Source organism: Glycomyces halotolerans (assembly GCF_054779575.1).
Window position 1 is genome coordinate 24,640 of the sequence record NZ_BAAGXZ010000003.1, and the last position, 13,102, is coordinate 37,741.

The window sequence follows — 13,102 nt, forward strand, 5'->3', positions numbered from 1 at the left end:
CCGATTTCTCATTGTCGGAGGTCGGTGGCGGGATTTACCATTGAGGCAGCGCAATCGACGGCCGACGTCCGTCGTACATCTCCTATTGGGAAGCAGGTGGCGAACAGCCCGCACGGGCGAAGCCTATGACCGACCGCTCCACGCAATCCGGCCAGATCACCTCGACGATCACCGTCGCCGACCAGCGGGCGCTCATGGCCCTGCTCGGCAATGCGGACGAGAACCTTCGCTACATCGAACGCCGCAACCCCGGCGTCGACGTGCACGTTCGCGGCGACACCATCACCATCACCGGCGTCAACGGCGAAGCCCACGCCACCGCACGACTCCTGAAGGAGCTGCTCGCCTTGATCGAGAACGGCGAGAACGTCGATCCCGACATCATCCGGCGCACCGAGGACATGCTCGAGACCGCTCCCGCCGAGCGGCCCGTCGACGTGCTCACCCACAACATCGTCTCCCGTCGCGGCAAGGCCATCCGCCCCAAGACCCTGGGGCAGAAACGCTACGTCGAGGCCATCGACGAGCACACCATCGTCTTCGGCATCGGCCCGGCCGGCACCGGCAAGACCTACCTGGCCATGGCCAAGGCCGTCCAGGCCCTCCAGGCCAAGGAGGTCAACCGGATCATCCTGACCCGGCCGGCCGTGGAGGCCGGCGAGAAGCTCGGCTTCCTGCCCGGCACGCTCGGGGAGAAGATCGACCCGTACCTGCGTCCGCTCTACGACGCGCTGCACGACATGCTCGACCCCGGCTCCATCCCCAAACTCATGGAGTCCGGCACCATCGAGGTCGCGCCGCTGGCCTTCATGCGCGGAAGGACGATCAATGATGCGTTCATCATTCTCGATGAGGCGCAGAACACCACGCCCGAGCAGATGAAGATGTTCTTGACCAGGCTCGGATTCGGGTCGCAGATGGTGGTCACCGGTGATGTCACCCAGATCGACCTTCCTCGCGGAACCGGCTCGGGCCTGCGCGCCGTGCGGGAGATCCTCGGCGACGTCGAGGACGTCTCGTTCTCCACCCTCTCGGCCCAGGACGTGGTCAGGCACCAGCTGGTCAGCGATATCGTGAACGCTTACGAGAAATGGGACGCCGCGCGCGGCGATTCCGACGACAGGCACCGGAGCGGCAGTGGGCATCGAAATCGTCAATGAGTCCGGGCGCGAGGTCGACGAGGTCGGGGTCACGGCCGTGGCCGGCTTCGCGCTCCGGGAGATGGGCGTGAACCCGCTCGCCGAGCTCTCGATCCTGGTCGTCGACGTCGACCACATGACCGAGCTCAACCGCCGCTGGATGGGCGGCAGCGGGCCCACCGACGTGCTGTCGTTCCCCATGGACGACGCCATGCCGTCGAAGCCGGACTCGGTGGAGCCGACCACGCCGATCCTCGGCGACCTCGTGCTCTCGCCCGACGTCGCCGAGGCCCAGGCCCAGGAGGCCGGGCACTCCACCGCCGAGGAGCTGCACATGCTCACCGTCCACGGCGTGCTCCACATCCTCGGCTACGACCACGCCGAACCCGAGCAGGCCAAGGAGATGTTCGGCCTGCAGAACCGGCTGCTCGAAGCCTGGCGCGCCAGACGGCGCGCCGCCCAGAGCGCGGAGAGTTAGGTCCCGATGGGCTTGGTCTACACCCTTCTCGCCACGGCGATCGCCCTCATACTCGTCGCCGGGCTCGCCGCCATGGTGGACTCGGCGCTCACCGTCGTCTCACCCGCCCGCTCGGCCGAACTGGCCGAGCAGCACCGCCGCGGCGCGCCCGCCCTGGTCCGCATCACCGACGACCTGCCGAAGCACCTCAACCTGCTGATACTGCTGCGCGTCGCCTGCGAGGCCACCGCCGTGGCGCTCACGGCCGCCGCGGCCTTCCACACCTGGGAGGGCTCGTGGGCCGCGGTCGGCATCACCGCCGCGATCATGACGGTGGTGTCCTTCGTCGTCATCGGCGTCGGCCCCCGCACGGTGGGCCGGCAGCACGCCTACCCGATCGCGCTGGCCGCGGCCGGGGCCGTCTACCTGCTCGGTGTCGCGCTCGGCCCGCTCGCGCGGCTGCTGATCCTCATCGGCAACGCCGTCACCCCGGGCCGCGGGTTCCGCGAGGGCCCGTTCGCGACCTCGCAGATCGAGATCCGCGAGATGGTCGACGCCGCCGAGGCCTCCGGTACCGTCGACCACGACGAACGCGACATGATCGAGTCGGTGTTCGCCCTCGGCGACACCGTCGCCCGCGAGGTGATGGTGCCGCGCACGGCCATGGTCTGGGTCTCGGCCGAGGTGAACGCCGGCGAGGCCAAACGCGTCGCACTGCGCTCGGGCTTCTCCCGCATCCCCGTGGTCGGCGAGGACCTCGACGACGTCCGCGGCGTGGCCTATCTCAAGGACCTCGCCCGGCTCGACGGGGTCGACCCGCCGGTGGCCGAGGTGATGCGCTCGGTCTCGTTCGTGCCCGACTCCAAGCCGGTCGACGACCTGCTGCGGGAGATGCAGAAGGCCCGCATCCACATCGCCATGGTCGTCGACGAGTACGGCGGCACCGCCGGCCTGGTCACCATCGAGGACATCCTCGAGGAGATCGTCGGCGAGATCACCGACGAGTACGACAACGAGCTGCCGCCGGTGGCCTGGCTCGACGACCGGTCCGCGCGGGTCACCGCCCGGCTCTCGATCGACGACCTGGCCGAGCTGTTCGCGGTCGAACTGCCCGAAGTCGACGTCGACACCGTCGCCGGGCTCCTCGCCCACGAGCTCGGGAAGGTGCCGCTGGCCGGGGACCGGGCCGTACTGTCCGGCCTGGAGCTGACCGCGGAGGGTACCGTTGGCCGCCGCAACCGCATCGAGACGGTGCGCGTCAGCCGACTGCCCGAAGCCGACGACACCGTCCCGACCGGCGCGGAGTCCACCAACGATGAGAGGCACGAAATCAATGTCTGACCTGACCGTCGAAGCGCTCGACGCCGAGGACGCGAAGCTCGTCACGCTCGCCCGCGGCGCCGCGGGCCGAGTCCAGCAGCGCACGGGTGCGGCCGTCCGCGACGGCATCGGCCGCACTTACGCCTCGGCGGCGGTCGACCTGCCCTCGCTGAAGCTGACCGCGCTGCAGGCGGCGGTCGCGCAGGCCTTCGCGGCCGGCGCCGAGACGCTCGAGGCGGCCGTCGTCTTCGGGTCCGAATCCGACGAGGAGGGCATGCGGGCGGCCCGCGAGCTCGCCGAGAGCGTGCTCGTCTACTCGGTCGTCCGCAAAGAGGTGACCCGAATTGCCTGACGACGCCTCCGGCGGCCTGCCGTACCGGGCCGGCTTCGCCTGCTTCATCGGCCGCCCCAACGCGGGCAAGTCGACGCTGACGAACGCGATCATGGGCCAGAAGATCGCCATCACCTCCAAGCGGCCGCAGACGACCCGGCACGTGGTGCGCGCGATCCTCCACCGGCCCGACTCCCAGCTCATCCTGGTCGACACTCCCGGCCTGCACCGGCCCCGCACACTGCTCGGCGAGCGGCTCAACGAGCTGGTCCGCCAGACCTGGTCGGAGACCGACGTGATCGGCCTGTGCCTGCCGGCCAACGAGAAGCCCGGTCCCGGCGACCGCTTCATCGCCCAGGAGATCAAGGACCTGCGGGCCAAGGTCGTCGCCGTGGCCACCAAGATCGACCTGGTGAGCAAGGACGAACTGGTCCGGCACCTGACGAACGTCGCCGACCTGGCCGACTTCGCCGACGTCGTGCCGGTGTCGGCCAAGACCGGCGAGAACCTCGACACGCTGGTCAAGGTGCTCTCCAGCCACCTGCCGGAGTCGCCGCAGCTCTACCCGGAGGGGATGATCACCGAGGAGCCCGAGCGGGTGATGATGGCCGAGCTCATCCGCGAGGCGGCCCTCGAAGGCGTGCGCGACGAGCTCCCGCACTCGATCGCCGTGGTCATCGAGGACATCGAGGAGGAGATGAGCGAGGGAGGCCCGCGCAAGAAGATCTGGGCCGAGATCTACGTCGAGCGCGCCAGCCAGAAGGGCATCATCATCGGCAAGCGCGGTGAACGGCTCAAGCGGGTGGGTACGCAGGCCCGCAAGGGCATCGCGCAGCTCATCGGCGGGCGGGTCTACCTTGATCTGCACGTCCGCATCGCCAAGGACTGGCAGCGCGACCCGAAGCTGCTCGAGCGCCTCGGCTTCTGAGAGCGGGCACCGCACGGGCGGACCGCGTTCGGATCACCTGTGCGCATCGTTTGCGCACGAACGCGCGCAGCTGCGTAGTGACGGCACTCACCGAACCCTCCCTTGCAGGCTCTTTCCGGCATCATGTACGCTTAATTCATCGACGCGGGATAGAGCAGCTCGGTAGCTCGCCAGGCTCATAACCTGGAGGTCGGTGGTTCAAATCCGCCTCCCGCTACCAACGAAGACCTCGGTCCGCAAGGGCCGGGGTTTTTTCGTGCCCGCGCCCCGCAACGCCCCGGCCGGAGCGCCGGCCGGGGCCCTCGCTCGGAGCCGTCAGCGCAGGCCCTTGACCGTACCGCCGTCGACGACGTCGGACCAGGCGATGAACTTGAAGTTGGTGCTGGACTCGTCGCTGCCCTCGGGGGTGTTGTCGCCGTCTTGGACGACCAGGAGTCCCTGGTCGAACTGGCCCAGTCCGACATTGACCACGGCGGCGCCGTCGCTGTGCTGGGCGCCGTCGGCCGCGTCCCCGTCGTCGACCGAGAAGGAGCCGAGGTAGCGGTTGCGGCCCTCGGTCGCGTAGACGGCGAAGGAGTCGTCGCCCTGGCTGGAGGCCAGCAGGTAGCCCTTGCCGCCGTTCCGGTGGTAGATCGTCAGGCCCTCGATGTCGGTGCGCAGACGCTCGCCGCCGAACCCGGGGTCGTCGCCGTGGACGCAGTCGTCGGCCTCCTCGTCGAAGCGGCCGGGCAGCCCGAATTCGACCGCGCGGTCGATCAGGCGCGGCTCTCCGGTCAGGTCGGCCGGGACGCGCCAGATGCCGATCTCCTCCTGGCCGAGGTAGGCGACGTTCCGCGCGGCGTCGACGACCATGCCCTCGACCTGCGGGCCTTCGCCGGGGTCGGTGCAGGGGGTCCAGGAGGTGCCGTCGGGCAGGCCGAACTCGGCGGGGAGCTCGATGGTGCGGACCGGTTCGTAGCCGACCGCGCCGGTACCGGTCGCGGTCAGGCGCAGCAGCGCTACGCGGGTCTCGGAGGCCTGGCTGACCAGGACGTAGGAGCCGGTGCGGTCGGTCCAGGTCGTCAGTCCGTAGGCGGTGCGCTCCTCGTTGATCCGGTCCTGGTCGGCGTTGAAGATCGGCTCCATGCCGACGTCGGTGACCTCGGTGAGGACGCCGGTCTGGGGGTCGACGGTCCAGACGCCGATGCGGTCGAGACCGCGGTCGGAGGCGACGGCGAGGTCGACGGTGCGGCCGTCGAGGTCGAATCCGTAGACGAGGTCGACGTTGTTGTACCGGCCGCCTTCGTCGCCTTCGGAGGGCGGGGCCTTGGGCGGGAGGAACTGGCGTTCGACGCCGTCGAGGTCGTAGACGTACATGCCCGCCTCCTTGGCGGTGCCGATGACCAGGCTCCGCTCCGGATCCTCGGGGTGGACCCAGATGGCCGGGTCGTCGGCGTCGGCGTCGTCCTCGTCCCACAGCGGCGGGGTCTCCAGCCGCGCGGTGACGGGCTCGTCCGGATCGTGATGCGCGGGAGCGGCCGACGCGGCCGCGAGGACCGCGACGGCGGCGAGGGCGGTCAGGCCGAACAGACGGGGGAGCACGGGGGCCTCCAATGGTCGGGGAGAGGAGCACTCCGATGATCGATGCTCTCGGTGACTCCCGCGTGAACCCATGTTGTCCTGTGCCCCAAAAGAGCGCGGCGGCGTCCGCGATGCCACGCGTGCGGGTGAATCCGGGCCCTCGTTCTGGACTTGGCGTGACATGTGAGGTCGACTGGTCCCAGACGGCGGTGAGCCGGCGCCCCCCGCGCCGGACGGGCCGATCGACCGGATCGCGGTCCGCGAGCGCCGCCGAGGGGAAAGGAAGACGATGACGCCGGAAGCGAAGGTGGAGCCTTCGAGTGTCGAAGACGAGGTCTGGACCGTCGAGCGGGTCAAGTCGCTCGGTGTGATGACCAATGTCGAGACGGCCGCGCAGATCCTCGGCATCGGAAGGACGGTCGCCTACCGGCTGGCCAAGGACGGGCAGTTCCCCGTCCCGGTGCTGCGGATCGGTCACAGCTACCGGGTGCCGGTGCTGCGGCTGCTGGAGGTGCTGGGCGCCGAACCCGACACCGACTAGGGGCGCGTGCCGCCGCCGGTGCGGCGGCACGCCGGCCGCTTCGTCTTCATTTGCGGCGCTTGTGCTTGAAGTACACGAACAGGCGCCCGAAGTTCTTCGAGTCCTTGTCGACCCGGTGGTAGAGCGCCTTGATCTCCTTCTGGTCGAGGAACCGCAGCACCTTCTTCTTCAGCTGCCCCGACCCCTTGCCGGGGATGATCTCGACGGTGTCGATCTTCTTGGCGATCGCCTCGTCGATGACGTCCCGCAGCGCCCGGTCGATCTGGGCGCCCTTGTTGTAGATGTCGTGCAGGTCCAGGACCAGCTTGGCCATGTCCGCCTCCCTATTCGGCCGATGCGCGGTACAGGTCGGGTTCGAGGTAGATCAGCGTGGCCTTCGGCACGGCCGCGCGGATGCGGTTCTCGGCGCCGTCGATGTGGGCGGCGATCTCGTCGCCGGTCTGGCGGTCCTCGATCGCGATCTTGGCGGCGACGAGGAGTTCCTCGGGCCCGATGTGCAGGGTCTTGAGGTGGATGATGCGGTCGATGTCGCCCTCGGCCATGATCGCGGCCTCGATCGCGCCGATGTCGGCCAGCGTCGCCGATTCGCCGATGAGCAGGCTCTTCATCTCGATCGCCAGGACGACGGCGATGAGGACCAGCAGCACGCCGATGACGACGGTGCCGATCGCGTCGAACACGGGGTTCCCGGTGAGGACCGCCAGGCCCACGCCCAGCAGTGCGGCCACCAGGCCGACGAGCGCGCCGATGTCCTCCAGCAGCACCGTCGGCAGCTCGGGCGATTTCGCGCCTCGAACGAACTGGACCCACGTCTGCCCGCCGCGGACGGCGTTCGACTCCCGGACGGCCGTGCGCAGCGAGAACGACTCCAGGACGATCGCGATCACCAGGACGCCGATCGCCCACATCGGCGAGCTGAGTTCGTGCGGGTCGGAGAGCTTGTGGTAGCCCTCGTAGAGGGCGTAGATACCGCCGACGGTGAACAGCACGATCGAGACGATGAAGGCGTACACGTAGCGTTCGCGGCCGTAGCCGAACGGGTGCGCCGGGCTCGCCTCCCGCTCGGAGCGCTTCTTGCCCAGCAGCAGGAGCGCCTGGTTGCTCGTGTCCGCCACCGAGTGGACCCCCTCGGCGAGCATCGAGGCCGAACCGGTGATCCCGGCCGCAATGAACTTGCTGACCGCGATTCCCGCGTTGGCGAACATCGCCGCCAGGATCGCCTTGGTCCCGCCCTCTGCAGACATGTCCGGGTCTTTCCTTCCGTCGGGGTGATGCGCTGGGCCCTGTTCCACCGGGCACGGCCTCGCGCAGATCGAGTGTGGCATGCGGCCGCTACATCGGCGTCGACGACTCGGCCACATGAGCGCCATTCGGGACCGTCCATGTCGCCGGGCGGTGTTACCGTTGCGGTGCGGCGACGCCCCGGACGCGCAGCGTTCGGACAGGGCGACGGCACTGCGCACCGCCAAGGGGTGAGGATCCCTTGCCCCGGCCGACCTCCTCCGACGAGGAACCTCCGGCCCCTGTGCAGACCGCGCCCGCGTGGCCGACGCGTGGACCGAGTGGTGGACCGGTTCCGGCATGAGAAGACCCGACCCGGGTCGTGCCGAGAACCGAGAACGAAAGGCCCAAGCGTCGTGACCACCCTCGAACGCGCCCGCTCCACCTCCAGGACCGACGAGCGGCCCACCCTCCGGCAGTGGCTTTCGGTCGCCGCCGTCGCCCTCGGCGTCTTCGTCGTCATGACCGCCGAGATGCTCCCGGTCGGCCTGCTCACCCCGATCGGCTCCGACCTCGGCGTCAGTGCCGGCACCGCCGGCCTCATGATCACCGTCCCCGGTCTGGTCGCCGCCGTCGCCGCGCCGGTCAGCACCGTCCTCACCGGCCGCGCCGACCGCAAGAAGGTCCTGCTCGCGCTGGCCGCGCTGGTGGCCGCCGCGAACTTCGGCTCGGCCGTCGCCGAAGGCTTCGGCCTGATGATCCTCGCCCGCGTGCTGGTCGGCGTCAGCATCGGCGCGTTCTGGTCGGTGGCCGGCGGCATCGCCCTGCGCCTGGTGCCGCGGGCCTACGTGCCGCGCGCGACCGCCGCCGTGTACGGCGGGATCGGCGCCGCGACCGTCCTGGGCGTCCCGGCGGGGACCTTCATCGGCGACCTGTTCGGTTGGCGCGCGGCCCTGGCCGTGCTCGGCGGCCTGGCCTTGGCCGTGCTCGCCGCGATCGCCGTCCTGGTTCCGGCGCTGCCGTCCACCGGCACCGTCCGCTTCGCGTCCCTGCCGCGCATGGTCCGCGACAACCGCGGCGTGCGCGCCGGGCTGGCGCTGACCTTCCTGATCGTCTCGGGGCACTTCGTCGCCTACACCTACATCAGCCCGATCCTGTTGAGCGCCGGCATCGACGGCGGCAGTGTCGGCGGCCTGCTCATGGTCTTCGGCATCGCGGCCCTGGCGGCCACGGTCGCCTCCGGTGCGCTCATCGGGCGGCGCCTGCGCGGCACGCTCCTCGGACTGGCCGCGGCGATGGCGCTGGGCATGGTCTTCATGGCGCTGGCGGTCGGCGACGTGTTCTCCGCGGCCGCGGTCCTGGTGCTGTGGGGCGTGGGCTACGGCATGGTGTCACCGGCGGTCCAGACCTGGTACCTGCAGGCGGCGCCGGGCGATGCCGAGGCCGCGACGAGCCTGAACACCATGATGTTCAACCTCTCCATCGCGGTCGGCTCCTTCGCCGGGGGCGCGGTGGTCGACGCGTCGGGGCCGCCGAGCGTGCTGTGGATCGGGGCGCTGCTGCTCGTGCCGGTCGCCCTGCTCGTGGCGCGCCGCCGCCGAAAAGGCGCGTTGGACCCGGACCCGCGCGTCAGCCTCGATGAGCGATGAGGTGAGATGTTCGAACGGCGGCTGGCCGTATGGCAGGGCGGGCTTGCGGGAGCGCGTCGGCCTGGACCGACCGGCCGCCGTCGCCACCGCCGGTCGGCGCGGAAACTCGCTCGCAGCTCGGGGCCCGTTCGACGAGAATCGGTCCCATGTCCAAGTGGGAACTCGAACCGGAGATCAAGGCCTATTACGAGCGCGGCGGTGAGCGCGAGCGGCTGCGGGCCAAGGCCCGCGGCCGGCTGGAGTTCACGCGGATGCAGGAGCTGCTGCGGCGGATCCTGCCCGGCGACGGGCTCGACGTGCTCGACGTCGGCGGCGCGACCGGCGTCCACGCCGAGTGGCTCGCCGAGGACGGGCACCGGGTCACCGTGATCGATCCGGTCGAGAGCCACGTGGCGGCAGCCGCGCGGCTGCCCGGTGTCGAGGCCGAGGTCGGCGACACCCGCGATCTGCGCTGCCCGGACGACGCCTTCGACGCCGTGCTGCTCATGGGCCCGCTGTACCACTTGACCGATCCCGAGCACCGCGTCCGCGCTCTCAGCGAGGCGGCGCGCGTGGCCCGGCCCGGCGGCACGGTCGCGGCGGTGACGATCAACCGCACCGCCGGCTGGTGCGACTGGCTCCTGTGGAACTCGCAGAAGACGATCGGTTCGCTGTCGGCCGCGGCGAGCCTGCGCGTCCTCGCCGAAGGGGAGCTGCGCTACTTCGACCAGGGCGTCTTCACCACCGCCTACTTTCACCACCCCGGGGAGATCGCCGCGGAGTTCGCCAAGGCCGGCATGGCCGGACCGGACCAGTACGCGGTCCAGGGATTCCCCGGCTACATCCCCGAGCTGGAGGCGATCATCGACGACGAGGAGATCCGCGAGCACCTGCTCGAGGGCCTGCGGGTGATCGAGCGGGAGCCTTCGCTGTTGGGCGCGAGCAACCACCTGCTGACCGTCTCCCGGGTCGCCGACGACCGTGATCTCGGGCCTGGTTCGATGAGGGGATGAACCGCATCGAGGAACTGGACTGGCGTTCGACGCCTATGGGGGAGATCAGCCTGCGGCGCCGATTCGACCCGGTGGTCGGCGGCGAGGTGTACGAAGTCAAGCTCGACGAGGACTTTCTGATGTCGAGCCTGTTCACCGCGGCCGAGGTCAAGTTGGCCGATCTGGCGCTCGCCCGCACCCCCGGCGATCACTTCGGCGTCGTCGTCGGAGGGCTGGGCCTGGGCTACACTGCGAAGGCGGTGATGGAGGACCCGAAGGTCGAGACGCTCACGGTCTTCGAGTATTCGGAGGCGGTGATCGACTGGCACGAGCGCGAGCTGATCCCCGACACCGCCGGTCTGGCCTCGGACCCGCAGGTGACGTTCACGTGCGGCGACTTCTTCGCCGCCGCGATGAGCGAGGAGGGCTTCGACCCCGAGGAGCCCGGCCGGCGCTACGACGCGATCCTGCTCGACATCGACCATTCGCCGTGGCGGGTCCTGCACTACCCGCACGCGGCCTTCTACACCATGGACGGTCTGCGGTCGATGTCCGCGCACCTCAAGTCGGGCGGCACGTTCGCCATGTGGTCCGACGACCCGCCGGACGAGGAGTTCTCGGCCCTGCTGGAGACGGCCTTCGTCGACGTCGAGGCCGAACGGATCTGGTTCGACAACCCGTTGACACAGGGAAAGGCCTCCAACACCGTCTACCTGGCTACTAAGGACTGACGGCGGCCGGTCAGAACGACTGCCCGCCTGAGGGCAGGCCCGTCTGCGGGTCCCTGGCGGTGATGCAGTACGTCAATCCCGCCGGGTCCCTGAGGACCTGCCAGCCTTCGAATCGCTCGAGCGCGGTGGCGCCCAACCGGACGTGGCGTCGGGTCTCCGCCTCTACATCGGAGCAGGCGAGGTCGATGTGCGCGCGGGTCGGCTCGTCCGGGCCGGCCGAGTCCAGCCGCTGCAGGAGGAATCCGATCGGTCTTCCCGGAGGGCGAAGGAGCCGCTGGAACTCGGGTCTGCCGGTGGCCACCTGCTCGTGGCCGGTGAGCGCCGGCCAGAACTCGATTTCGCTCTCGTAGTGCCGCGGCGGGATGTCGATGCACAGCTGGTCGACGATGCTGAGCTGGCCGGCGGGGGAGCGGGCCGGCACCGGCCGGGCCGTCTCGCCGTGGTAGTCGACGACGCAGAAGACGAACCCGCCGGGCGATCGCATCACCGACAGGCCCTCGTCCCGGTTCAGGATCGTCGCGCCGAGCGACAGGGCCCGGTCGGTCTCGGCCTCCACGTCCTCGGTGTGGAGGTCGAGGTGGACACCGCCGTCGCCGGATCCGATGCGCTGGACCCTCATATAAGGGTCGCCGTCCGGGGGAACGAGCGTGGCGAACTCGCCGTCGGGGCCGCGGCGGGGCGAGAGGATCGACCGGGTGATGTCGAGCCAGAACTCGGCGCCGGCTTCGAAGCCGGCGCCCGGCAGGTCCCAGAAGACGGTCATCCATGGTGTGGTCATCTGGGAAGTGTAGGCGCGCACGGGCGTCGGTCGGGCGCGGATTCGTGCCGATGCTCGGATCCGCCGGCCCCGGGGAACGCCGCGGACTGAACTGGGGGAGGCCCTCCACACGTCGGTGGACGTAGGCTGGTGCATGTGAGTGAGCACGCTGGTACCACCGGTGACCAAGCGCGTCGGCGGTCGCGTGACGAGGCGCGGACGAGGCGGATCCGCCTGGTCGAGCGGCTGCGCGAGCGCGGAGCGGTCAAGTCCGACGCGGTCGCCCAGGCGATGCTCACCGTGCCCCGGCACCGGTTCATACCCGAGGTCCCGGTCAAGACCGCCTACTCCGACGAGGTCATCGTCACCAAACGCAACAGCGACGGCGACGCCGTCAGCTCCGCGTCCCAGCCCGCCATCGTCGCCCAGATGCTCGAGCAGCTCGACGTCCGCCCCGGCGACCGCGTGCTCGAGATCGGCGCCGGAACCGGCTACAACGCCGCCCTGCTGGCGGAGTTGACCGGGCCGGCCGGGTCGGTGTCCACCGTCGACCTCGACGCCGACACCGTGCGACGCGCCCGGTCCGCATTGGACTCGCTCGGCTGCGAGCGGGTCACCGTGGCCCACGGCGACGGCGAGCTCGGTCTGCCCGAAGCGGCGCCTTACGACAGGATCATCGCCACGGTCGGCACCTGGGACCTGCCCGCGGCGTGGTGGGACCAGCTCGTCGACGGCGGCAGGCTCGTCGCGCCCCTGCAGATCCGCAGTTCCGAGCACTCGATCGCGTTCGACTACGTCGGCGGGACCATGCAGAGCCGTTCGATCATCTGCTGCGGCTTCATGCCCATGCGCGGGATCGGCGCGCACGACAGCCAGACCGTCGAACTGGCCCAGGGCCGCTTCATCACCTTCCACGCCGACGAGGAGGTCGACGCCGCCGGCGCCGCAGGCGTCCTCGACACCAGGGGCGCCACGGTCTGGACCCCGGTGCGGATCCGCGGCGGCGAGGAGACCGCTCAGCTGTCGCTCTGGCTCGCCTGCGCCTTCTCCGGCTACGGGAGCATGAGCGCGCCCTTCGGCGACCACGGGCAGCTGCGGCTGCTGCTGCGCTGGGCCAACCCGGCGGTGGTCGACGGACGCGACTTCGCGTACGTGGCCTGCCGCCGCGGCCCCGATGGGAGCGGTCTCGAACTCGGGGTGCGCGGGCACGGGCCCGGCGGCACCGCGCTGGCCCGGAAGGTCGCCGAGCAGATGGCGATCTGGGACCGCGAGTGCCGCGGCGGTGTCCGGCTCCGCATCGAGGCGCATCGCGCCGGGGCCGGCGCGCCGATCGAGGGACGCTTCGTGGTCCCCAAGCGGCACAGCCGGCTCGCCATCCGCCTCGCCTGACCGGGGTCCTACGCCCAGCGGAGGAGACCGGACCGCGACCTCGGTGGGACGCGGGCGTCGCAGCCCCGCGGTAGCGTCTGAGAGGACCGCCCACACCCAGCGAGGAAA

At 70.3% G+C, this 13,102-nt stretch carries 14 protein-coding genes and 1 tRNA gene; 11 read left to right on the forward strand and 4 right to left on the reverse strand.

The genetic code is table 11. The features are described 5' to 3' along the window. Positions 1 to 125: 125 nt before the first annotated feature. From ACYVL2_RS03560 to ACYVL2_RS03585, 6 genes are all read left to right on the forward strand, one after another. Positions 126 to 1,160, forward strand: coding sequence for a PhoH family protein (locus ACYVL2_RS03560; protein ID WP_460540260.1), 1,035 nt, complete (start codon positions 126 to 128; stop codon positions 1,158 to 1,160). After that, positions 1,138 to 1,617 (forward strand): rRNA maturation RNAse YbeY, encoded by a 480-nt coding sequence (ybeY, locus tag ACYVL2_RS03565; RefSeq protein ID WP_460540262.1) that lies wholly within the window; start codon positions 1,138 to 1,140, stop codon positions 1,615 to 1,617. The genes ACYVL2_RS03560 and ybeY overlap by 23 nt, the downstream gene beginning before the upstream one ends. Before the next feature lie 6 nt (positions 1,618 to 1,623). Beyond that, entirely contained in the window at positions 1,624 to 2,937 is a 1,314-nt protein-coding gene (locus ACYVL2_RS03570) for a hemolysin family protein (protein WP_460540264.1), read from the forward strand. Then, positions 2,930 to 3,268 carry a cytidine deaminase gene (locus ACYVL2_RS03575; protein ID WP_460540266.1) on the forward strand — a complete coding sequence of 113 codons (339 nt, stop codon included), beginning with the start codon at positions 2,930 to 2,932 and terminating at the stop codon, positions 3,266 to 3,268. The genes ACYVL2_RS03570 and ACYVL2_RS03575 overlap by 8 nt, the downstream gene beginning before the upstream one ends. Beyond that, positions 3,261 to 4,175, forward strand: a complete 915-nt coding sequence (era, locus tag ACYVL2_RS03580) for a GTPase Era (protein WP_460540268.1) — start codon at positions 3,261 to 3,263, stop codon at positions 4,173 to 4,175. The genes ACYVL2_RS03575 and era overlap by 8 nt, the downstream gene beginning before the upstream one ends. A gap of 143 nt (positions 4,176 to 4,318) precedes the next feature. Continuing rightward, positions 4,319 to 4,395, forward strand: a tRNA-Met gene (locus ACYVL2_RS03585). Positions 4,396 to 4,490: 95 nt separating this feature from the next. Here the strand turns inward: ACYVL2_RS03585 and ACYVL2_RS03590 are convergent. Then, on the reverse strand, positions 4,491 to 5,756 hold the full coding sequence (locus tag ACYVL2_RS03590) for a phytase (protein WP_460540270.1): 1,266 nt from the start codon (positions 5,754 to 5,756) through the stop codon (positions 4,491 to 4,493). A gap of 268 nt (positions 5,757 to 6,024) precedes the next feature. Between ACYVL2_RS03590 and ACYVL2_RS03595 the strand changes: the two genes are divergently transcribed. Then, entirely contained in the window at positions 6,025 to 6,276 is a 252-nt protein-coding gene (locus ACYVL2_RS03595; protein WP_460540272.1) for a helix-turn-helix domain-containing protein, read from the forward strand. 46 nt (positions 6,277 to 6,322) lie between these two features. Here the strand turns inward: ACYVL2_RS03595 and ACYVL2_RS03600 are convergent, their stop codons facing one another. After that, a complete protein-coding gene (locus tag ACYVL2_RS03600) occupies positions 6,323 to 6,589 on the reverse strand; it encodes a Smr/MutS family protein (RefSeq protein ID WP_460540274.1) in 267 nt (88 codons plus the stop codon). 10 nt (positions 6,590 to 6,599) lie between these two features. Continuing rightward, positions 6,600 to 7,520, reverse strand: a complete 921-nt coding sequence (locus tag ACYVL2_RS03605; protein WP_460540276.1) for a cation diffusion facilitator family transporter — start codon at positions 7,518 to 7,520, stop codon at positions 6,600 to 6,602. Between the two features lie 393 nt (positions 7,521 to 7,913). Between ACYVL2_RS03605 and ACYVL2_RS03610 the strand changes: the two genes are divergently transcribed. The 3 genes from ACYVL2_RS03610 to ACYVL2_RS03620 all read left to right on the forward strand — a co-directional run bounded on the left by ACYVL2_RS03610 (position 7,914) and on the right by ACYVL2_RS03620 (position 10,848). Continuing rightward, positions 7,914 to 9,146, forward strand: coding sequence for an MFS transporter (locus ACYVL2_RS03610; protein ID WP_460540279.1), 1,233 nt, complete (start codon positions 7,914 to 7,916; stop codon positions 9,144 to 9,146). A gap of 146 nt (positions 9,147 to 9,292) precedes the next feature. Then, positions 9,293 to 10,138 carry a class I SAM-dependent methyltransferase gene (locus ACYVL2_RS03615; RefSeq protein WP_460540281.1) on the forward strand — a complete coding sequence of 282 codons (846 nt, stop codon included), beginning with the start codon at positions 9,293 to 9,295 and terminating at the stop codon, positions 10,136 to 10,138. Beyond that, a complete protein-coding gene (locus tag ACYVL2_RS03620; RefSeq protein WP_460540283.1) occupies positions 10,135 to 10,848 on the forward strand; it encodes a polyamine aminopropyltransferase in 714 nt (237 codons plus the stop codon). The genes ACYVL2_RS03615 and ACYVL2_RS03620 overlap by 4 nt, the downstream gene beginning before the upstream one ends. Before the next feature lie 10 nt (positions 10,849 to 10,858). On the opposite strand, the gene ACYVL2_RS03625 is transcribed toward ACYVL2_RS03620, so the two are convergent. Further along, positions 10,859 to 11,626 carry a VOC family protein gene (locus ACYVL2_RS03625; protein WP_460540285.1) on the reverse strand — a complete coding sequence of 256 codons (768 nt, stop codon included), beginning with the start codon at positions 11,624 to 11,626 and terminating at the stop codon, positions 10,859 to 10,861. Between the two features lie 135 nt (positions 11,627 to 11,761). On the opposite strand from ACYVL2_RS03625, the gene fxlM reads away from it, so the two are divergent. Then, entirely contained in the window at positions 11,762 to 12,994 is a 1,233-nt protein-coding gene (fxlM, locus tag ACYVL2_RS03630) for a methyltransferase, FxLD system (RefSeq protein WP_460540287.1), read from the forward strand. Positions 12,995 to 13,102: the final 108 nt, after the last annotated feature.